This window comes from Halorubellus litoreus (assembly GCF_037081675.1).
In the GTDB taxonomy this organism is placed as follows: Archaea; Halobacteriota; Halobacteria; order Halobacteriales; family Natrialbaceae; genus Halorubellus; species Halorubellus litoreus.
Map to the genome: position 1 here is coordinate 474,874 of NZ_JAZAQL010000003.1, position 20,700 is coordinate 495,573.

17 protein-coding genes are annotated in these 20,700 nt (G+C 68.4%); 6 read left to right on the forward strand and 11 right to left on the reverse strand.

The genetic code is table 11. The features are described from left to right. Positions 1-339: 339 nt before the first annotated feature. The gene (locus VYJ16_RS17085; RefSeq protein WP_336351522.1) at positions 340-531 is read right to left on the reverse strand and encodes a hypothetical protein; all 192 of its coding nucleotides are present in this window, start codon (positions 529-531) and stop codon (positions 340-342) included. A 189-nt stretch (positions 532-720) separates the two neighbouring features. Further along, positions 721-3,744, reverse strand: a complete 3,024-nt coding sequence (locus VYJ16_RS17090; protein ID WP_336351523.1) for a bacterio-opsin activator domain-containing protein — start codon at positions 3,742-3,744, stop codon at positions 721-723. A 224-nt stretch (positions 3,745-3,968) separates the two neighbouring features. Here VYJ16_RS17090 and VYJ16_RS17095 point away from each other — a divergent pair, with 224 nt between their 5' ends. The 3 genes from VYJ16_RS17095 to VYJ16_RS17105 all read left to right on the forward strand — a co-directional run bounded on the left by VYJ16_RS17095 (position 3,969) and on the right by VYJ16_RS17105 (position 5,543). Next, entirely contained in the window at positions 3,969-4,316 is a 348-nt protein-coding gene (locus tag VYJ16_RS17095) for a DUF7344 domain-containing protein (RefSeq protein ID WP_336351524.1), read from the forward strand. 253 nt (positions 4,317-4,569) lie between these two features. Next, positions 4,570-5,001 (forward strand): universal stress protein, encoded by a 432-nt coding sequence (locus VYJ16_RS17100; protein WP_336351525.1) that lies wholly within the window; start codon positions 4,570-4,572, stop codon positions 4,999-5,001. Between the two features lie 95 nt (positions 5,002-5,096). Continuing rightward, positions 5,097-5,543, forward strand: a complete 447-nt coding sequence (locus VYJ16_RS17105; protein WP_336351526.1) for a universal stress protein — start codon at positions 5,097-5,099, stop codon at positions 5,541-5,543. 138 nt (positions 5,544-5,681) lie between these two features. Here VYJ16_RS17105 and VYJ16_RS17110 read toward each other — a convergent pair whose 3' ends face one another. From VYJ16_RS17110 to VYJ16_RS17140, 7 genes are all read right to left on the reverse strand, one after another. Next, a complete protein-coding gene (locus VYJ16_RS17110; protein WP_336351527.1) occupies positions 5,682-6,287 on the reverse strand; it encodes a hypothetical protein in 606 nt (201 codons plus the stop codon). Between the two features lie 159 nt (positions 6,288-6,446). Next, positions 6,447-6,596, reverse strand: a complete 150-nt coding sequence (locus VYJ16_RS17115) for a DUF7557 family protein (protein WP_227133084.1) — start codon at positions 6,594-6,596, stop codon at positions 6,447-6,449. Between the two features lie 80 nt (positions 6,597-6,676). Then, a complete protein-coding gene (locus VYJ16_RS17120; protein ID WP_336351528.1) occupies positions 6,677-7,066 on the reverse strand; it encodes a DUF7344 domain-containing protein in 390 nt (129 codons plus the stop codon). Positions 7,067-7,160: 94 nt separating this feature from the next. Continuing rightward, positions 7,161-7,460: a HalOD1 output domain-containing protein gene (locus tag VYJ16_RS17125; protein ID WP_336351529.1), complete on the reverse strand. Its 300-nt coding sequence runs from the start codon at positions 7,458-7,460 to the stop codon at positions 7,161-7,163. A gap of 244 nt (positions 7,461-7,704) precedes the next feature. Further along, positions 7,705-8,574: a DUF7982 domain-containing protein gene (locus tag VYJ16_RS17130; protein ID WP_336351530.1), complete on the reverse strand. Its 870-nt coding sequence runs from the start codon at positions 8,572-8,574 to the stop codon at positions 7,705-7,707. Then, positions 8,571-9,026, reverse strand: coding sequence for a DUF8163 family membrane protein (locus VYJ16_RS17135; protein WP_336351531.1), 456 nt, complete (start codon positions 9,024-9,026; stop codon positions 8,571-8,573). Before VYJ16_RS17135 ends, VYJ16_RS17130 begins: the two co-directional genes overlap by 4 nt. Further along, on the reverse strand, positions 9,023-10,507 hold the full coding sequence (locus VYJ16_RS17140; RefSeq protein WP_336351532.1) for a DUF58 domain-containing protein: 1,485 nt from the start codon (positions 10,505-10,507) through the stop codon (positions 9,023-9,025). The genes VYJ16_RS17135 and VYJ16_RS17140 overlap by 4 nt, the downstream gene beginning before the upstream one ends. 94 nt (positions 10,508-10,601) lie before the next feature. On the opposite strand from VYJ16_RS17140, the gene VYJ16_RS17145 reads away from it, so the two are divergent. From VYJ16_RS17145 to VYJ16_RS17155, 3 genes are all read left to right on the forward strand, one after another. Continuing rightward, entirely contained in the window at positions 10,602-12,923 is a 2,322-nt protein-coding gene (locus VYJ16_RS17145) for a DUF4129 domain-containing protein (protein ID WP_336351533.1), read from the forward strand. Positions 12,924-13,016: 93 nt separating this feature from the next. After that, entirely contained in the window at positions 13,017-14,228 is a 1,212-nt protein-coding gene (locus VYJ16_RS17150) for a DUF1616 domain-containing protein (protein ID WP_336351534.1), read from the forward strand. Between the two features lie 330 nt (positions 14,229-14,558). Then, entirely contained in the window at positions 14,559-15,803 is a 1,245-nt protein-coding gene (locus VYJ16_RS17155; protein ID WP_336351535.1) for a glycosyltransferase family 2 protein, read from the forward strand. A gap of 239 nt (positions 15,804-16,042) precedes the next feature. Here the strand turns inward: VYJ16_RS17155 and VYJ16_RS17160 are convergent, their stop codons facing one another. Together VYJ16_RS17160 and VYJ16_RS17165 are read right to left on the reverse strand one after the other, a co-directional pair. Next, complete coding sequence (locus VYJ16_RS17160; protein WP_336351536.1) at positions 16,043-17,725, reverse strand: hypothetical protein; 1,683 nt, start codon at positions 17,723-17,725, stop codon at positions 16,043-16,045. Continuing rightward, positions 17,725-20,694 (reverse strand): FtsX-like permease family protein, encoded by a 2,970-nt coding sequence (locus VYJ16_RS17165; protein WP_336351537.1) that lies wholly within the window; start codon positions 20,692-20,694, stop codon positions 17,725-17,727. The genes VYJ16_RS17160 and VYJ16_RS17165 overlap by 1 nt, the downstream gene beginning before the upstream one ends. Positions 20,695-20,700 lie beyond the last annotated feature (6 nt).

Here is a 20,700-nt window from a genome sequence, read left to right on the forward strand (position 1 = left end):
CAGTAGTCACTCGACCGAAGGACGCCCTCCGTGCGCGACGACGTCTCGCCAGTCGCTCGACGAAGCCCGGCGTTCCGGGATTCCATCTCTCGATCAGTCAATCGCCAGCGGTCCGCTCGAACCCGGTCATGGGCCCGTCATTCGGACGCACGCGCTGAACAGGTGTTCTCGCTCCGCCCCTGGGGTGGGACGGGCTGCGGCGAGGGGCCCGCGGTGAACTATCTCGTCGAGAAGCGTGGATTTCGGGACGGGCAACGACCGCTCGATACGGCGTCGATGGACGTCACAGAGGGGGCACGTGGGTGAGGAAAGAAGGCCGGGGAGTCAGCGGGAGTCGCGTCAGCGGGGGCGGCGATGACGGCCGCCGTTCGGGAACGCGCTCGCGAGACGTTTCTCGTTCTCCTCGGCCTCGTCCGTCGAATCTGGTTCGGCGCCTTCCGGGAGGAGCTGCTCGGGCTTGCGCGCGTACGCGGGTGTCGCAGCGAATGCTTGGATTCGACGCATCTCGTCTTCAGTCAGTCGTTCCACCATAGGTAACCATTGGCGTACGACACCGTTAGTAAGTGGTTCCATACGTCAGCAAGTGCAAGCGTAAGGTCTCCCTGTGAAAACATCCCAAGCCCCGGATCAGCCGGAAGGACCGTACTACTCACCCCGTCCGGCGACGACCGACGCCGGAAGATTGTCGGCCAGACGAAACGAATCGCGTCGGCGCAGCGCTCACTCGGGAGCGCCGACGTCGTCGACCCGACCGTCGCTCTCCAGGAGGAGTGCGAATACCTTCCGCTCCGCCTTCCGGATGTGCTGGCTGAACGTCGGGGGCGCAACGCCGAGCGACGACGCCACCTCCTTCCCGCTCACCGACCGCGGCCACTCGAAGAACCCCCCGTAGAACGCCGCCTCGAGGACCGCAAGCTGGCGTTCGGTCAACAGCTCCTCGACCTGTCGCTGCAACGCGGTCATCGACTCCATCGGCCGCGAGAACTGGCGCTTCGAGACGAGCTCCGCCCCCGGATACGCCTCGACGACCGCGGTCGTCACCGCCCGCACGTCCGTCTCCGGCGGCACGTGCATGACGATACGGGACTCGCCGTCCTCGATCGTCGCCCGCTCGATGTACCCACCGCTCCCCATCGCTTGCATGTACACCGGCGAGTTCCCGGTCCGCAACTCGAACCGCGACTCGCCGTCGCCGCCCGCCGAGTCGACGATCGTCACCGACCGCCACCCCTCGAACGCGTCCACGAGTCCCTCGAGCGCGTCCCGCGCATCGTCGGTCACCGTCCCGTAGACGAGGAGTTCGTCGTCGTTCACTCGAACCGTCTCCTCGAACGCGATCCGACCGCCCGGGTCGACGTCCACCGCGAACTCGTCGTAGATGCCCTCGACCCGGTACTCGAGCTCCACGACCTCCTCGCTGGTCAACGCGCGCTTGCGCTCCACCGCAGCGATAGCGTGCCCGACGAACTCGCCGATCCGTTCGACGACCGCGCGCTCCTCGCCCGTGAACGCGTTCTCGCGGTCCGCGTGCACGCTCAACACCCCGTAGAGCGCGTCCTCGTACGTGATCGGTATCGCTGCCGCGGACCCGAACCCGTGGCGGTCGACGAGCTCGCGCCACGGCTCGAACTGCGCGTCGGTCGACGCGTCCCGAACGACTTGCACCGCGCGCTCCCGGAACGCACGCCCGACCGGGCCGTGACTCCGCGGGTCCGCCGGGTCAGTCGTAATCGTCACCCCGGACAGGTACCCGTCCACGCCCGCCTCGGTCCGGAGCGTGACCGTGCCGTCGTACGACTCGACGCCACCGATCCACGCGAACGAGTACGACGACGAAGCGGCGAGCTCCTCGCAGACGAGCGCCTCGATGTCCTCGCGCGTCGACCCCTCGACGGCCGCGGACGCGACGTCTCGAACGAGCGCGTTCATCTCGTTCAACGCCTCGAGTCGCGCACGCTGGCTCTCGATCTTCCGTTCGCGGTTCACGCGCTCGGTGACGTCGCGGAGCACCCCGACGCGACCGCAGCCGTCCTCGAACCCGAACGCGGACACCTGGACGTCGGCGACGAACGTCTCGTCGGTCGTCGCACGGACCGTCCCCTGGAACCGACCCGCATCCCGGTCGCCGTCGTCGGTCGACGCGAGCGCACGCTCGGCTTTCTCGACGAACGCGTCGTCGAGCACCTCTCGGGCCGCCGCACCGACGATGTCGTCCACGGGTGCATCGACCAGGGACGCGAACGCGTCGTTCACGAACGTGAACCGGTTCTCGCTGTCGAGCACGTAGATGCCGTCCTCGACGGTTTCGACGATGCGTTCGTACGTCTCGAGTTCGCGTTCGCGCTCCCAGCGGTCGGAGATGTCGCGGACGACGCCGGCGGTCCCGGTCATCCGGCCGTCGTCGTCCGTGAGCACCGCGAGTCGGTTCTCGACGGGATACGGTTCGCCGTCCTTCGGCTGGACCTCGTACTCGGCGCGTAATCGCCTGGGTTCGTCCGCGTCCAGGACGTCGACGAGCTGCTGGGCGACGGTCGCGACCGCGTCGTCACTCATCCCGATGGAGACGTGCGACCCGAGGAGTTCCGACCGAGAGTACCCGGACGCTTCCACGGCCGCATCGTTCACGAACGTGAACTCGCCGAACTCGTCGAGCTCGTAGACCGGTTCGCCGAGGGCGTCGACGAGGCTCGCGTACCGACGGAGCTCGCGCTCGCGAACCACGCGGTCCGTGACGTCGCGGAGGTGGACGGCGACCCCGTGGTCGATGGGGACGGCTTCGAGGTCGAACCGTCTGTCGTCGAACCCGGTCGCGTCCTCGACGCTCACCGCCGTTCCGGTGTCGAGACACTCCATCACAGCGCGCTTCGCGTCGGGCGTCGCGGCGAACGCGGTGTCGACGTGCTGGTCGAGGAGCACGGTCTCCTCGTCCTCGACGTCGCAGACGATTCGCGCGAACCTGTCGCCGACGTCCACGACGTACCCCGACGCGTCCACGGTCGCGAACCCGTCGACGGCTCGCGACCGGAACGCGGCGAGTTCTTCCTCGGCGGCCGCGTACGCGTTCGCGAGTTCGGACTCCCAGTCGGCCTGTCGCGTGACGTCCCGGGTCGTCACGACCAGGCTGTCCGGCGCGGTCGGGCGGACGCTGACCGCCAGCCACCGGCCCTCGTCCTCGACGCGGACGCGACGCGGTCCGTCCCGGACCTCCGTCCAGACGTCTGTGACTGGGTCCGGAACGCGTTCGTTCCCCTCGCTAACGAGCGCGACACGTTCGAGGCGCTCGCGCGTCGGCTCGTCCTCGAACCCGAGATGCGCTCGGAACGTCGCGGACGCGAACCCGACGCGTCCGTCCCGGTCGAACGTCACCACCCCCACTGACGCGTCGTCCAGCGCCGCTTCGACCGACGGACCGGGAACCGGCGACCCCGACTCGGCCGACGCCGACCCCGTATCGCCGGCGGAGGCACTCGCAGCGGTATCGCCGGCGGAGGCACTCGCAGCGGTATCGTCCACACCCGTCGCTATCGACTTCTCCCCCGTTGCGCGCGACGTCCACCAGATTCGGGCGCTTGCCCCGACTGACTTCGTCCGTACGTGCCCGGCATCGCTCAACCTATCCAGTCGGTCGTACGTGCTTCGTCGTCCCACCCCGAGCTCGTCACTGACCTCGGTCGTCGAAAGCGGTTCCCCAGCCCCCTCGAGGACCGAGAGCGTCTCAGCGAGCGCCGGCGTGATGGACGCCATACCCCCTGTCACGCCCCGAACCCACTTCAACACTCCGCCGGCGGAGGCCGCTGTCCGTGGACAACTGGAAACCACCTGGTCAGCGACCAGTACGCAACGCTCACCACGAACTTGCGACACTCTCCCACCACCGCCCGACGAACACCCTACAATGTTCTAGGCGAGACTTAGCAACGCTGGTAGTAATACTCGGTTATGGGGGGAGTCGACCCGCCTGAACGACAATGACCGACAACACATACAGATGGTCGCGTGACCGTGCCCTGAACGGTACGTTCCTCGGACATCTCGGCCCCGACGAACGGCACTACCTGCTCTCTGACTCGGACCGACGGGCAGTCATCGGGGTGCTCGCGGACAGAACGACCCCGATACACCTGTCGGAACTCGCCGACGAGGTCGTCCTGGCGACCGCACCGACGACCGTCGACGTGGACGCCCATCGACGAGAGTTCGAGATCGTCCTCCACCACAACCACCTGCCGCGGCTCGACGACGCCGGTGTCGTGGAGTACGACGCGGCGACGAACCGCGTCGACCCAGTACGGAACTCGACTGCGCTGTCGCCCTGACCGCCGCCTCGGAACATCCGGCGACCAGCCGGTTCGTCGAGGGAACCAACCGCGTCGACGAGGCCACTGGGAGCAAAATCGACGAACTTCCGCGCTTCCGCGGAGCGTCGCGAACGCGGTCGCAGGAGCGAACGGACGTATCGGTCAACAACTCGGTGCGATCGTGATAGGTCAACAATACGGTGCGGTAGTGGTACGTTGTGCACTCGAACCGTCGGTTACAGTTAGGTCCGCGAGTGTCCTACGTGGCGGTATGTCCACAGTTCTGCTAGCCGTCGACGGGAGCGAGCACGGGCAGCACGCCGCCGACCGCGCACTCGAAGAAGCGAACGCGCGCAACGCCACCCTCCACTGTCTCTGCGTCGTCGACCGTCGAGTGCACGCCGAACCCGGACTGAGTACCGGCGAGCTGTCGACCATCGAAGCAGAGGACCGCGGGCACCGGTTCGTCGACGACGTCGCGGAGACCGCACAGGACCGCGGCGTCGCCGTCGAGACCGCAGTGAAGCACGGCGTTCCCGTGGACGTCATCCTCGAGTACGCGCGCGAAGTCAGCGCGGACCTCGTCTTCGTCGGCGAACACGGCGACCACGACAACCACCTCGGTGGCGTCGGCCGCCGCGTCGCCGACGCCGCGGACTGCGAGGTCGTCGTCGCGACCGAACGCGTCGACAGCGCTCCCTGACCCGGCTCGACGGGGCTTCCGCGTGGACTGCTGGCCGTTCTCACCGACTGGTAGGCACGCGCAACATTATGGCCTCTCCCGACGTTGTATCAGGTATGCGATTCCTCATCGCGACCGACGGGTCGGCAGCCGGTGACAGAGCGATCGAATACGCGGCGTCGCTCGTCGACGCAACCCGCGACCACGTGACGCTCGTGCACGTCGTGGACCCCGACGTGTACGCGAGCACTGCGAGCGAACCACTCGCGGACGTGAGCGAGGCCGACGACCTCCTCGTCTCGACCGTCCGCGACGCCGAGGACCGCGGCGCGCGCATCCTCGAGGAGTCCATGGTGGACGCCGAGGCGCTCGGGCTCTCGGTCGACACGGAACTCCTCTACGGGAACCCGGCGTCCGAGGTCGCCTCGTACGCTGCGGACGTGGACGCTGACGGCGTCTTCGTCGGCACGACCGGGAAGAGCGAGCGCGCAGAACGCGTCCTCGGGAGCGTCGCGAAGAACCTCGTCGAGCGCGCGTCCTGCCCGGTCACCGTTGTTCGCTGACCGACGGGCGCTCACTAGCTCGCTCACTCACTCACTCACGTTCTTACTTGCTCTATCGACCGCGCGTAGCTCTCGCGCACACTCGAGTAGTCACCGCGACGGCTCTCTGCGTGTCTTCGGTTCAAGGCGACGCGACCGTCACTCGGTCCAGATGACTCGGACCCCCCCGACGAGCAGTCTGTCGGCGCCCCAGGTGGCGGCCGCGTACGACGCGAAGAACGTCGCGAGCGTCACGACGTCCAGCGCGACGACTCCCGTCACGTCGAACGCCGCGACCGAACGTACCACGTCGGGGAGCGTCGCCATCGCGACCGTGAACGTGGCCGCTGCGAGCGCCCCGCCTATCACGACCGCCAGCGACGCCACGGTCGCTTCCGTCTCCGACGGGATGCGAGCCCAGAGCCCGCTCTCGTCCGTCCGCCCCCTGAACGCTGCGACCTGTCGACCGACCTGGTCGACGACGGTCAACGCGAGGACGAACCAGAGGAACGCAGCCAACCCGAACGTCACCATCCCTGCACTGATGCCGAGAGACGCGTCGGTCAGGACGTCGACGAACGCCGGCGTCACGCGGTCGACAACGACGTAGAACAGCACGTACCCGAGTACGGCATCTACCGGGCCGTACGCCGGGCGGAAGACGCCCCTGTCCGCGGACGTTGACCCTCCACGGGTCGGCGAAGCGTGCTCTCCACGGCGGCGGTCGCCGTCGGTCCGCTCGGGGGCGTCGGCATTCCGACTCATGTCCTTCTAGACGCGACTAGCGCGTATCAACCAGGACGCTGAATCTCGCGGCCCGAGAGTCGCGAGCGACTCCGGGCGCGAGCGCCGTTCGGCGACTGCATGGGCCCGGAGTTACGCGGGAACGACCTGGTACGTCGAGGCGCGACGCTTCGCAGCACGTCACTCGCTGTAGCCTTCCTGGAGGAACGTGCCATCCGTCTCGTACATCGACACGAGTTCGGCGATGAGTTCGGGGATGGTCTCGTCCTCCTCGAGGTGGCGGTCGAGTCGTTCTGCCAGTTCGTCGTCGAGTTCGATTGTTCGGGGCATGGTATCGTCCACCAAGACGTACGCTCGGCGACGAGAAATAAGTTGAGTCGAGCCGGGCCGTGGTCCCCGAACCAGGTGCGTCAGTCGTCGCCCTCGTCGCCGGTCGCTCGACGGACGGCACGCTTCACCGCGTCGTCCATCGGTTCAGGGGTGACGATACCGTCCTCGGGATCGTACGAGAGCAAGCCAGCGTCGTCGAGGTGCGGCAGGTGGTCGTGATGGAGCAGTATCAGGAGGTGGTCTCGGTTCGCTGGCGTCGCGGACTCGACCGTCGCGTTGCGCTCCCACTCGACGAGTGCTGTCGCGAGTTCTCCCCGCGACCACTCACGTGGGTCGTCGAGGACGAGGTCGAGGACGCGGCGTCTGACCGCGGAGCTGAGCGCGCGATGCGTCCCAGCATCGAGACCCGGGACCGGCGAGCACTCTCCGCTCCCGCCGGCGCGGTTGCCGTCGAAGTCCTCTCCGCTCATACGAGGACACACGGAACCAATGGTGATAAATCGGTGTCGTCGTTCAACTGAACGACGGCGCGGAGAGACACGAGCGGTTAGGTCGACCAATGGCTCACTGGACGTCGACGACGAGAGAGCGGTCGCTCCCGATCGTCACCGTCGTCCCGGCGTACCGGAACGACACGTAGATGACGGACACCGAGGGGCCCGTGAGGAGGTCGTCGAGCGCGTCCACCTCGATAGACGCCTGCAGGGGCGGCAGCTCGAGCTGCGAGCGGTCGGTCGCCACGGCCACGGTCTCTATCACCGCCATACTGGGCACCTTCCGCCACTCTGTTCCGACCGTCAGCGAACTCGGCTCGTCGACGGCATCCACGGTCCAGCCCTTCTCTTCGTCGGTGTAATGAAACACGGTATTGCACTCTCTCTACGGCACGCAACCCGGACACCCGGGCCGCGTCAGTCGAGCCCAGTCGACCGTCTCGCTCGTCACCGCTCGAACTCCGCCATCAGTGGTCAGAGGACGCTCTATCGGAAGATAAGTATACAGCGACTATCCGCGGTAATGCCCGGAGCGCGTACGGTATCGGAGTGCGTACCCCTCTCACAGTTGGGGCACCTTTACAATGATTCGCGGACCCGACGGCGATGACCGGTCACCAGGCGAGGACGATGCGGCCGTCCTCGGCGTCGACCGTCTCGACCGTCACGGGGCGGTCGAGTGCACGAGCTGTGGCCACACCGACGAAGGAGACGACCGGATGGTCGGGTCGGTCGAGACCGTCGATCGCGGGTGCGTCGAGCTCGACGGTGAACGTCTCCCCGGTGCGGTCCCCACGAGCGCTCGCGGCGAGCTCGAACTGCTCGACGAGCGCTTCTGGGACCGCATCCGGCAGTCTGTCGGGAGTGAGGTCGCCGTCGAGCGACCCGTCGAGCGCCCGATAGAGGTGCGCGCCCGTCGGCTGCAGTGCGACGCCGCGAGTCCGTTCGTCCGCGTCGTCGACGGCGGTCACGAACAGGTCCGTGAGCGCGTCCGGAACCTCGTAGGCGGCGTGGAGCGGCAGGAACACCCTGGTCTCGGCGACCTGTCCCGGGGCGGGGACGTAGAGGACGTCCTCGCGGAGCCCCAGTTCGGTCTGGAGGTCCGAGACGGTGCGAGAGTGCGCGTCCACGACGGACTCGGGAACGGACGCCGAGAGCACGGTATCGGGCGTCAGGTACCACGTGAGGATCCCCCCGAAGATACCGATCGCGCCAACGACGACGAGGACGGTTCGCCCGGCTGGCAGGACGAGTCCGAGTCCGGCGCTCGCCAGTCCGACCGCGAGGAGCGCGAGCGCGGTCCGTCGGTACGTCGTCCGCGTCGTCCGTTCGAGCTCCCGGCGCAGACGTTCGTTCTCGGTCCGCAGGAGCGACCGCTCGACGTCCGCTACCGAATCATCCCCCGACGACACCGCAGCTGTCGACGCGTCGATGGACTCGTCGTCGGCCGGCGACGACGTGGCTGTGGAATCCGTCTCGCTCATCGTTCTACCAGTCCCACTGTCACCTGCTCGTATCGGTGAACGACATAAAGAACCACCGTAATCACGGTCGCAGCGACGCCCGCCTGCGTCAGCGGACTCCCTGCCGGCCACGCCACGAGCGCGACGAGGAGGGTCCCGGCGACCCCCACTGCGAGCGCCGTTGCTCGTGGATACCGACCGTCAGTACCCGCGGACGTCCCCACGGCGAGCGCGAGCGCCAGCCACAACCCGGCCTGGACGAGGACGAACGGCGTCGAGAACGCCAGGCCGTCGAACGCCACAGCGGCCGCGACCTGGCCGAACGCGAACGGGAGCGGCCACGGCAACGCGACCGACAGCGCCAGGAGGACCGCGAGCGCGATACCGGCCGGTCGAGCGAGCGCGAGGCCGACGCACGCCACCGCGACCGCGACCGTCGGCGCCACCCGAACGCGCTCGCGAACCGACGTCATCGCGACCCCCCACTGACGTCGCTCTGCGCCGTCGACGCATCCGTCCTCCTCCCCGTCCCCGCGGCGAGAACGGCGTCCAACCGGTCCCCGGGTGCGACCTCGTAGGCGTCGACGCCGTCGCCGACGAGCCGGCGACGGAACGACTCGAACTCGCTGTACCGGTCGTACGCACCGTCCAGGTCGGTCAGCGAGTCCTCCTCGAAGAGGACCGTCGGCGCGACGAACACGGTGACGTGCGCGACGCGAGACCCGAGCCCTCGGACCGTCTCCAGGACCTCCGCAGGGCGAGCGTCGGTCGTGAACAGGACGACCCAGGGCTCGCCACGCGTTCGAGCGAGCGTCGTCTCCACCGTCCGGAACAGCGGGTCCTCGGTGACCTGCTCGACGAACCCCTGAACCGTCTCGGTGTACGCAGCCAACGTCCGGTCGAACGCCGTCTCCTCACCGGGTCGCGGTTGCACGGGCCGTCGCGCCCGACTACGACGACCGTCCGTCGTCCCGGTGGACGCATCGACGTCGAACAACGCCGTCTTCACGCGCCGATACTGCGTGGTGTTGGCGCTCGGCGCGAACCGACCCGTGATGCCGTCGTCACCGAGCGTGAACAATCCGACCGGGTCGTCAGCGGCTGCCGCACGGTCGACGAGCGAGAGCGCGACCGACCGCAGGTAATCGAGCGCTCGACGGCCCTCCGGTCCCACGGCCGTCGACTCGCGGTGGTCGACGAACAGGAGCGTCTCCAGTTCCCCGGCGGCCTCGAAATCCCGGACGTACGGCTCTCCCTGTCGCGCCGTCGTCTTCCAGTCGATACGGGACTGCGGGTCGCTCGCCGTGTACTCGCGGAGGTCCCCGGGCGTGAACCCGCTCCCACCGATCAGGGCGTCGTGCTCGCCGACGCCGAGACTGATGCGAGTGCCGCTCTCGCCGACGACGACGTCGGTCGGCGTGCTCGGCTCGACGGTACAGGAGACGGCGTCGCCGCACGCGACGCGTTCCGTGAACAACCCCTGCGGGCTCGCGAGTTCGAGCGTCGGCGCACCGAACGCGAACCGTCCAGGAACCGGTAGCTCGTACGTCCCGAACACGCGAACCGTCGTCACACCGCTGACCGTCGTCTCGTCGTCGCCCGTCGACGACCCCGCATCGACGGTCCGTCGCGTCCGGCCGTCCACGTGCGTCGCAGCCAGCGGCGCGTCGCACTCCACCGCGGCGACGCAGTCGACGGGCGCGTTCGTGACGAGTTCGGTCGTCAATTGCACGGGCCGGCCCTCCAGGACGCTCGTCGGCGACAGCGTCTGCGTCACCTGGACGTCCTCGACGACGCGCCTCGCGCGCCCAGCGAACGCGATGGCGTCCGCGAGCACGAACGCGCCGACGCCGACCGCGCCGACGAGGTACGGAACCGACCCGGTGAGCGCGAACAGCGCGAGGAGCGCCACGCCGATGCCACCCGTCACCCAGCACCGACGCGTCGGAAGCATACCGTAGGCGAACGAGCGAACCGCATTGAACTCTTTGGGTTCGAACCGATTCTCCGCGCCATCGACGCGTCCGCTCGCGGTCTCGGACCTCCCGATGGCGAAAGAGGTTTACCTCGAACCCGCCGATATCGACCACACGATGCGTGCTCGCGGCCGAGTCGTCGCCACCTGCCTGCTCGTCCTCGTCCTTACGGCACCGACCGTCGTCGCCGCAAGCACGCCTAGCTCAGTCAGCGGGAGCACGCCCACCGCAGTCAGCGGGAGCACGCCCACCGCAGTCAGCGGGAGCACGCCCGGAACACCGCTGGCGTCCGACGCGAGCGACGACGAGCACGCGGTGTCGGAACCACCAGCTGAACCGTCGTCGCTCGCCGCGCGTCAGCACGGTTTCCAGGACGACGACAACGAATCGTCGAACGGGACGACCGTCCAGCACGAGGACCCCGACGCCGTCGACGAGAACGGCGACCTCGGCGCCGTGAAAGGCTGGCTGAGTTCGCGCATGCTGAACTCGCTCCAGGAGAGCAGCGTCCAGATCACGCAAGGCCAGTACGAGGCCGGGAAACGCGCACTCGGCGACGAGTACACTGGCTTCCTCGGCCAGTACGTCGACGTCGCGGGCGAGACCGACGCGCGAGCGGACGACCGGACCGCGAACACCCTGAACGCCACGCGCGCCGCGCAGCGAACGTACGCGAACACTTCCCAGGAGTACGAGGCGACCTACGAGGCGTACCAGGAGGCGAAGGCGAACGGGAACGACGCTCGCGCCCGCGAACTCGCTCGCGAACTGACGACGCTCTCGGAGGAACTCCGACGCTCACAACGCCGGCTGAACGAGACCTACACGCGCCTCGGGAACCTCACCGGGCAGAACCTCTCCTCGACCGTCGAGGAGTTCGAATCGGTGACGGAGAACGTCACCGAGGAGGCGTCGACCATCCAGGCCGAGGAACTCGTCGCCACGGAACTAACCGTGTCCGTCGACGACGACACCATCTCGTTCCTCGAACCGGCCGTCCTACGAGGTCAACTCCGCGTTCTCGGGAACGCCTCGATGCCCGACGAGGTCCGGCTTCGAATCGGTGGCCGGACGCGGACGGTCGGCGTCGCCGAGAACGGCTCGATACGAACCGAGTATCGGCCGCGGACGACCCCCGTCGGCGACCAGCGACTCCCCGTCGCGTTCGTGCCCGACCCGACGTCGCTCTACGTCGGGACGAACGCGTCCGTGAACGTGACCGTCGTCGGCGTGACGCCACGAGTCACCGTCGACGACGTGACGGCCGCGGGATACGGCGACCGCGTCCCCGTCGCCGGCCGCGTCACCGTCGACGGGGTCGCGGTCGACGACGTGCCCGTGGCCGTGACGGTAGCTGGCAGCACGCTCGCCACCGTCCGGACCGGTGCGGACGGCCGGTATCGCGCGACGCCTCGACTCCCGGCCGACGTCTCGCCCGGCGAGGTGACGGTTCGCGTCCGCGCTGGCGAGACCGGTCGCGCCGTCGACGCGAACGTCTCACGGAGCACGCTCCTCGTCGAGACCACGGGTACCGACCTCTCGCTCGACGCCACCGCGACGAACGACGACCGCGTGCAGCTATCGGGGACGTTCACCACGGACGACGGAACCCCAGTCGGTGACCAGCGCGTCGTCGTCCGCGTCGCCGGCGAGCGCGTCGCCGTCACGCGCACCGACGCGGACGGCCGATACCGGACGACGGCGCGCGTCGACGCGACCACTGGGACGGTCACGGTGCGCGCCGTCTACGACGGCACCGGCACGAACCTCGCGGACAGCTCCGCCAGCCAGCAGATCGAACTGCAAGCCGCCGGGGGCTCGGGCGACGGCGGGCCGTCGACGGGACCGGGCGCGACGGGTATCGTCGCGCAACTCGTCGCGGTCGGCCCGTACCTCGGCGGTGGGCTAGCGGTCGTCGTCGCTCTCGCGGTCGCGGTCCGCTGGCGACGACAGTCCACGTCCTCGACCGAGGCCGACGTCGAATGGGCGACCGACCCGAAGCCAGCGCGACCCGACAGTTCGACCGCGGGAACCCTCGAGGACCGCCTCGACGAACTCGCCGACAGCGACCCGAACAGCCAGGTCCAATCGACGTACCACGCACTCCGGAACGCACTCCGCGGACACCTGGACATCTCGCGGACTGCGACTCACTGGGAGCTCTACCGCGCGGTCGTCGCGGACGCACCGGAACTCGACGACGACCTCCGCACCGTCGTCGAAGCGTACGAACGCGTCACGTTCGCCGAGACCGACGTCGACGACGACCAGGCCGCCGCCGTCCGAACCGCCGCGCACTCGCTCGCGGACACCCTCTCGGCTGCGGACACGGTCTCGGCGAACGACGCCGGCTCGACAGCGGACACACCGACGACGGACGCGACCGGGACGTGAACGACGTCGACGCCGACGTCCCCCGATCCGGTCGTATCAGCCGGGTTCCAGTAATCGAACGACTTAATGGCGCGGTCGCGTTAGCCGTTGGCGATGGCTGACACGTCGGACTGGTGGCTGGCGATTCCGAAGCCAGTCCGGACCCTCCCCGCGGACCTCGCGGCGATCCTCGCACTCCTCGTGCTCACCGTGGTCGCCGTGTTCGTCCCGGGGGTGCGCGAGACGCCGCTGCGCGTCGTCCTCGGCCTCCCGTTCGTCCTGTTCGTTCCGGGGTACGCGTTCATCGCTGCACTCTTCCCCGAAGCAGGCCCCGACCTCGAGGATACCACCACCGAAGCGGACGCTCCCGACCGGCCGAACTCGACCGGCGCGGACGACGAAGCCGACGACGACGCTGGCGGTCTCCGCGAGAAACTGACGACCGGCCCGACGAACCGGGACGGCGGCATCGACGGCATCGAGCGCGTCGCGCTCTCGTTCGGCCTCAGTATCGCGATCGTTCCACTCATCGGCCTCGCCCTGAACTTCACGCCGTTCGGCATCCGCCTCGTCCCCATCATGGTGAGTCTCGCAGCGTTCACGCTCGCCGCCGTCGCCGTCGCCGCCCGACGCCGACGCGAACTCCCCGTCGACGACCGGTTCACGGTTCCATACGCCGCCTGGTTCGCAGCCGGACGAGACGAACTCCTGAACCCCGACTCCCGAGGCGACGCGGCACTGAACGTCCTCCTCGTCGCGTCCATCCTCCTCGCGGCCGCCAGCGTCGGGTACGCCGTCGCCGTGCCGAAGGACGGCGAGCAGTTCAGCGAGTTCTACGTCCTCACCGAGAACGAGACCGGCGCGCTCGTCGCCGACGACTACCCGACGAACTACACCGCGAGCGAATCGAAGCCCGTGGTCGTCGGCGTCGGGAACCACGAAGGCCGCACCGAGAACTACACCGTGGTCGTCGCACTCCAACGCGTCGAACTCGTCGACAACGAGACGAACGTCTCCGTCCTCGAACAGCGACAGCTCGACAGCTACACGACGCGAGTCGCGGACAACGAGACGGCACTCCGGAACGTCTCCATCACCCCGACGATGACCGGCGAGGACCTCCGCGTCGTCTTCCTCCTCTACGCGGGCGACGCCCCACCGGATCCGACCGCGGAGAACGCGTACCGAGAACTACACCTCTGGGTGAACGTCACCGAGGGGACCAACGCGACGACGAGCGTTCCCGTGGAAGCAACCGGTCCCGGGGACTGGACTCGAACGACCAGCAGCGTTCACAGCGACCTCAGACGCATGCCCGGCGCCTGAACGGGTCACAGCCGGTGACGTGTCTCATTGCGTACCAGTCATTACGCCCGACACAGCACTGTTTGTGCCCTGCTACTGCAGGGTTGATTCCGGCAACTGTTCTTGATTATAACAATTCGGTAAATACGCGAGCCACAACTTATTTCGATGGGGGCGAGAAGTATGAGTCGATGGGGAGATACCCACGCCGCGTGCGGAACGCGCGCTTGAAATGTATTGAGTGCAATGCGCCTGTCGCCGAGACGGTCCAGGGGGATTACGTCTGCGTCGACTGCGGATCGTCACCGATCACACCTCGCGAGTGAACCACCAAGGGAATGGGAGATAGAGATGAGTAACGCGTCCACGAAGGCTGACACACACGGTAGACATGACGACGAGAGCCGCATCGAGCGTGAGATAGACGAGAACGAGAGTGCGGAGGAGTTGCTCCTCGGCGCCGACAGCGACACCGAACCCGTCCTCTCCATCGTCATGCCGACGATGAACGAGGAGGAAGGGATCGCCGAATGCATCGAACGAACGAAACGCGCCCTTGAGACGGCTGGATTGACCGGTGAGATTATCGTGAGCGACTCCTCCAGCGACCGGACGCCGGAGATCGCTCGCGAGATGGGTGCGATCGTCGTCGAACCGGACGGCAAGGGGTACGGGTACGCGTACCGGTACGCGTTCGACCGAACGCGCGGCGAGTACATCGTCATGGGCGACGCCGACACGACGTACGACTTCGAGCAGATACCGCGATTGCTCGAACCGGTCCGGAACGGCGACGCGGACATGGTGATGGGGAGTCGTCTCGAGGGCGAGATCAAGGACGGTGCGATGCCGGCACTCCACCAGCACGTCGGGAATCCGCTGTTGACGAAGTTCCTGAACGTCTTCTACGAGGCCGGTGTGTCGGACGCGCACTCCGGGTTCCGCGTGTTCTCGAAGGCCGCGTACGACGAGATGGACCTCGAGACCGACGGGATGGAGTTCGCGAGCGAGATGATCATGGAGGCTGGCGCTCGTGACCTCACGATCGACGAGACGCCGATCGTCTACCACGAGCGCGAGGGGGAGGAGACCCTGGAGAGCTTCAAGGACGGGTGGCGGCACGTCCGGTTCATGCTCGTGAACGCTCCGGGGTACCTGTTCTCGATTCCGGGGCTCGTCATCGGCGCTCTAGGTGTCGTCTTGATGGGGCTTGCCGCGACCGGAACGTCGGTCGGCGGTGCGATGTTCGGCGTTCGGACGATGATCGCTGGGAGTCTCCTCACGATGGTCGGGTATCAGGTCGGGAGCTTCGGGGTGTTCTCGACGGTTGCGAGCGATCCGATCCGGAAGCCGGACGACCGGCTCACGCACTGGTTGACGACCGCCGTCAGTCTCGAGCGCGGTGCGACCATTGGCACGCTCATGGTCGCCACTGGCGGGCTGTACGCGGCGTACAGTCTCTACGTCTGGCTGACCCAGGGGTACGCGATGCTGCCGTCGGTCGTCGCGAACATCGGCGCGTTCACGCTCCTCGTCCTGGGGATGCAGACGGTGTTCAGCGCGTTCTTCCTGAGCACGCTCGCACAACGGAACTAGCCTCCCCGTACCGGTTCGCGGGCGTCCTCCGTTCGACTCTCACCAGCGACTCTCCTGACTGGAAGCGACCCGCTAGTGTTTGGTTCGTGTTCGAACCGGTCGCGGAATCTGCTCCGACTCTACTGTCCAGTGACCGCGATCGATGGGTGCCCTCTCTGAGTGGTCGGGCGCGATCGACGGGGTAGTCGTCAGCGAGAACCTCCCAGCGATGTTCCTCGACGAGAGCGAGGTTTCTGCGGTCAGACGCTCGAATTGGTGCAGTCGTCGGCGGCGGACCGAGCAATCGTGAGCGAGATGGGGTCCGCCCCTCCGGTGTGATAGACGACGTGGCTCGTGATCATCGTGGCCTCGAGTCGTGGTGGCGGGACGACGGCGGCGGTCTGTGGGTAGCGTTGTGCACCGGTCGTCGACCACGATGCCTGGACGAGCATCGGGCACCCGGGGGGTGGACTTCCCGTGAGGTAGGCGTCCGTCGGCCCTCTCCGCCCGTCGCCCGCGCTCGTGTAGTACGGCGTCATCCGCGTGAGGTGGTCGTCGCTCGTCCACGCACCCGGGACGTGGCGTTCGGCGAACCCCGTGCTCTGGAGTTCCGCGGGGGTGGTGACGCCCTTGTACGGGAGGACGTCGAGGCCGCCGTAGGCTATCGGGATGCTGGCGACGCTCGCGAGGACGACGACGACGGCGAGCGCGCCGGCGGCCGTACGCGCCGACGGTCGCCTGCGGTCGAACCCTGGAATGTCGTCGAGGAGGCCTGTTCGAGTGCTGATGCGAGCGGCGGCGACGGCGGCTATCGTGACGACGGGGAGGTGCGAGAACGTCTGGACGCGGTAGAGGGTGTTCAGGTAGTCGGCGGTGAGGGAGGCTGTCAGGGAGATGCCGACGAGGACGACGACGGCCGCGAGTCCGGCGAGGAGCGACGTCCCTTCGGTGGTGTCGAGCACGTCCGGGAGACCGTAGGCGAGGAGGACGACGAGGAGGACGAGCGGCGCGATCCCGTAGAGTATCGTTGGGTGCGTACTGGGGAGCCCGGGGAAGATGGGGGCGAGGGCGTTGACCGCGAGGACGACGAACCAGGTGAGGAGGACGCTCGCGAGGAGGGTACGCTTGGTGCTGTCGCGACGGCTGGTGAACCAGCGGAGGCCGATGGCGGCCAGGACGAGCCACGCAAGGATGAGACCGGGGACGGTGGTCAGTCGGTCCTGCTGGTTGATGCTGGCGTCGGTGAGTGTTTGCGTGGCGACGTTATACGTCGCGAAGTACGCGAAGAAGCCGATGGCGAGTGTACCGAGGGACCTGAGCCGCCCGAGTTCGGCAGAGTCGAGTGCAAGGACGGCGAGGAGGACGAGCGCGAGCGCGAGGACGAACGCGTCGAGGTTGTGGACGGCTGGAACCACGAGAAGCGTTGGCAGGGCGACGAACCACCAGCGGGCGTCACGTCGACTGGCGTACGCGACCGCGAGGAGCGCCAGTGGGACGAGCGCGAGCCCGAGAGTCTGTTCGTCCACCGGCATCGACCGGTGGAGGTAGAGGCCTTCGACGGCGAGGACTACCGCTGCGAGGACGGCCGCGTACCGGCGACCGAGTGCGTCGAGACGGGTACCGGCGGCGATGCGGCCCGCGAACGCTGCGGCGAGGAGTACTGGGACTGTGCCGACGACGGCGATAGCTGGTTGAGCGTGCCTGAGGGCGTCGAGGCCGGTGACGTGCGAGATGGTGGTGAGGAAACTCGTGAACGCGAGTTCGTCGACGTGCATCCGCGAGAGCGGGAGGGAGCCGGTGCGAACGGTATCGTGGACGAAGCGAGCGTAGATGATGCCGTCCGGGTTGAACGGGAGCGGCGAGTGCCAGAGCGGCCACGTCCGGAGGGCGATACCGACGGTGAACGCGGCCGCGATACCGAGGACTGCCTGTCGTCGATTCATCATCGGTCACCTCGTTCGAGGAGCGATATCGGGTTGGCGCGGAGGACGGGGACGGCGGCGACGACGGTGCCGGCGAGCGCGAGCGCGAGCGCGGTCCCGGCGGTGATGGCGAGGAGACCGGGGGCCAGTCCGGGTGCGACGTCGACGCCGAACAGTCGGAGGAGCCCGCTGTGGTCGAGGGCGGCGACGGCGAGGCCGCTTGCGGCGACGGCGACGGCGGTGGTTACGGTGCCGATGCGGACTGCGTCACCGACGAGGACTCGGAGGACCTGCGTGCGGCTTGCGCCGACGGTCCGGTAGACGCCGAGTTCGTGGTGCTTGGCGTGGACGTCGTACGCGAACGCGGCGGCGGTTCCGGCGACGGACATGAGTGCGGCGAACCCGAGGACGACGGCGAGCACGAGCTGGACGTTCCCGAAGACGGTCGCGATGGCGCGACCGATGCCGGTCGACCCGGCTCCGGTGCCGGCGCGCGAGGCGAGTGCGGCGGCGAGGCGGTCGTCGCCGCGGACGGCGAGCGCGTGCGAGACGACGGTGCGGCCGTCGACGGTCGCGGTGAACGCGTACGAACCGGGCGCGATTCGACCGGGTCGGGCGACGTACCGGTCGCGACCACCTGCGGGGACGGTGACGGTTCGCGTCGTCTGGACGCCTGGCCCGCCGATCGAGACGGTCTCGGTCACGGACTGGTTCCAGGGGTTGGTGGCGACGAGTGCCGGCGTCGGTCGTGCGAGCGGCGTCACTGACGCCGGAGCGTTCCAGTCGTAGGTGAGCGACCGCGTCGCGTTCGCCGCTACCTCGACGGTCGTGGTCGTCTCGTAGCCGTCGTGTTCGACGACGAGCGTTCTCGTCCCGGTGGTGGCGAAGGTTACGGTCGTCCGACCGTCGGCGCCGGTTTTCCGGGTCTGGTCGTCGAACGCGACGGTCGCGTTCGCCGGACTTCCCGAAAGCGTTCGGACGACGACGGTGAGCGTGGCGTTCGGTGGGACGCGGTCCGGGAGGCCCTCGACTGTGACCGCGTTCGGGGGGACGACGGAGACGGTTCGAGTCACGTCGCCGACCTCGACGGGCTGCTCGCCGGTCGCGTTCGGTGTCACCGTCCAGTCGAGCGTCGACGTCTCCGACGCAGGGACGTCGGCCTCGATGCGCGTGGTCGCGTCCCCGAAGCGAGCGGGTAGCGAGACCGACTGCGGTTCGTTCGTGGGGTTCAGGACGCTGGCGGTGACGCGCACGGGGTCGCCGACGGCGACTCGCTCGGGGACGGTGACGTCGATAACGCGGACCGAGTCGTCGCCGTCGACGCGGTCGTCGAGCCGAACGAAGTGCACGCTATCGTCGGCCTTCCCCGTGAGATGCCGGCTCGTGGGGAGGGAGACGACGAGCTGGTCGTCGTGGTATCCGGGCGCGTCGTAGCGGCCGACGACGTCGACGCTCGTGAACGCCGGCGTGGTGCTGCCACCGAGCGTGACGGTGTCGCCGACACCGAGGTCGAGCGTGGCCGCGAGGTCCGCGCCCACGACTGCTTCGTGACGCGCACTCGGCGTGCGTCCGGCTTCGATCGTCGCGTCACTGACGGCCGCGAATCGGTCGTACTCGGCGCCCCTGACGAGCGTCGCCCGTCCGTCGAGGACGGTGAACGCGAGCACCTCCGGACTCGCCTCGACGCCGCTCCCCTCGAAGACGCCCGCGTACGCCGTGGGGACGTTACTCGCGACCGGGTGGACGGCGCCCGGTTCGGAGAGCGTCTGACCGCCGCCCGCGACCAGCGGGCCGAGCGCTCCCCCGACCGCGGCGACGACGAGCACGACCGTCACGAACACCGTGAGGGCACTCGCGGCCGGCCACAGGACGCGCCAGGACAGCACCGTCGGCGAGAACCGGCCGTCGGCGCTCTCGCGGTCCCGGTCGGCGTCGACGTGCGCGGGGTTCGCGAGCACCGACGGGAGTGCCGCGAGCGCGCCGGCGACGACGCCGAGCGCGAGCACGACGACGTACCCCGGAAGTAGCGTCGCCGCTATCTCCGCGGTGACGCGCGTCGTCAGCGACGTCGGCAGTCCGGCGAAGACGGCGACGTTCACCGCGGCGTTCGTGCCGATGACGCCGAACGCGTACCCGAGCGCGAGCCCGACGGCGACGAGGATGCCCGCACGCACGGCGAAGTCGACGAGGACGCGCCGGCGACTCCCGCCGGTGACGCGGATAACCTTGATCGTCCGCCGGTGGTCGCGGACGGTCATCCGGGTCACGCTGAACACGATACCGGCGGTCAGGATGCCGACGCCGAGGGACGTCACGGTGAGGAGCGCTCGCACGCCGCGGGTCGCCGCCGCGAAGAACGCCAGTCCGCCCTGGAGTGGCGTTCCGTCGTTCGCGGCGACCGTCGACGCGTTCCGGATGACGTACCCGCCGGTCGACTCGCTCGCCCGAACGCCGTCGGTCGAATCGACACCGCGAACCAGGTCGCTCCCACCGACGTACCAGTCCCCGGGAACGACCGTCCGACCACCGTCCCTCGCGACCACGCGAACCGACCGCGTCGTCGACCCGCTGGGCACGATAACGGACGTCGTCTCCCCCGGGCGTTCGACCGACACCCCCCGCGGGGGCGGCCCCGGTAACGGCACGCCGACGGTGTCACGCACCCACGCCGCACTCGCGTTACTCGCCCCGACCAGTATCCGACGGTCGCCGTCGGCGCTCCCCCCGTCGACGCGCCCGCCGTCGACAGTCACCGCCGGGAGGTACACACCGTCCTCGACCGACTGGTCCTCCACGCCCTCGGATTCAGCGTCGACCGCGGAGACGACGCCCGGCGTCCCGAAGTCCGCCGCGATAGCCGTCGTCTGGCCCGCGACCGCACCCGCCACCATGACCGTGCTCGTGAAGAACGCAACCGCGACCGCGACCGTCAGCACCGTCAGGTGATCGCGTCGAGAGAACTCGAACCAGAGCTGGCGGCGATACGACATCGAGCG

Bases quoted from the DNA above. Each gene is read 5' to 3' on its own strand.
- VYJ16_RS17130 (WP_336351530.1), bottom strand. From the start codon at position 8,574: ATGAGCGAGACGGATTCCACAGCCACGTCGTCGCCGGCCGACGACGAG.
- VYJ16_RS17110 (WP_336351527.1), bottom strand. From the start codon at position 6,287: ATGAGTCGGAATGCCGACGCCCCCGAGCGGACCGACGGCGACCGCCGC.
- VYJ16_RS17100 (WP_336351525.1), top strand. From the start codon at position 4,570: ATGTCCACAGTTCTGCTAGCCGTCGACGGGAGCGAGCACGGGCAGCAC.
- VYJ16_RS17145 (WP_336351533.1), top strand. From the start codon at position 10,602: ATGGCGAAAGAGGTTTACCTCGAACCCGCCGATATCGACCACACGATG.
- VYJ16_RS17120 (WP_336351528.1), bottom strand. From the start codon at position 7,066: ATGAGCGGAGAGGACTTCGACGGCAACCGCGCCGGCGGGAGCGGAGAG.
- VYJ16_RS17140 (WP_336351532.1), bottom strand. From the start codon at position 10,507: ATGCTTCCGACGCGTCGGTGCTGGGTGACGGGTGGCATCGGCGTGGCG.
- VYJ16_RS17095 (WP_336351524.1), top strand. From the start codon at position 3,969: ATGACCGACAACACATACAGATGGTCGCGTGACCGTGCCCTGAACGGT.
- VYJ16_RS17155 (WP_336351535.1), top strand. From the start codon at position 14,559: ATGAGTAACGCGTCCACGAAGGCTGACACACACGGTAGACATGACGAC.
- VYJ16_RS17085 (WP_336351522.1), bottom strand. From the start codon at position 531: ATGGTGGAACGACTGACTGAAGACGAGATGCGTCGAATCCAAGCATTC.
- VYJ16_RS17115 (WP_227133084.1), bottom strand. From the start codon at position 6,596: ATGCCCCGAACAATCGAACTCGACGACGAACTGGCAGAACGACTCGAC.
- VYJ16_RS17135 (WP_336351531.1), bottom strand. From the start codon at position 9,026: ATGACGTCGGTTCGCGAGCGCGTTCGGGTGGCGCCGACGGTCGCGGTC.
- VYJ16_RS17160 (WP_336351536.1), bottom strand. From the start codon at position 17,725: ATGAATCGACGACAGGCAGTCCTCGGTATCGCGGCCGCGTTCACCGTC.
- VYJ16_RS17090 (WP_336351523.1), bottom strand. From the start codon at position 3,744: ATGGCGTCCATCACGCCGGCGCTCGCTGAGACGCTCTCGGTCCTCGAG.
- VYJ16_RS17165 (WP_336351537.1), bottom strand. From the start codon at position 20,694: ATGTCGTATCGCCGCCAGCTCTGGTTCGAGTTCTCTCGACGCGATCAC.
- VYJ16_RS17105 (WP_336351526.1), top strand. From the start codon at position 5,097: ATGCGATTCCTCATCGCGACCGACGGGTCGGCAGCCGGTGACAGAGCG.
- VYJ16_RS17150 (WP_336351534.1), top strand. From the start codon at position 13,017: ATGGCTGACACGTCGGACTGGTGGCTGGCGATTCCGAAGCCAGTCCGG.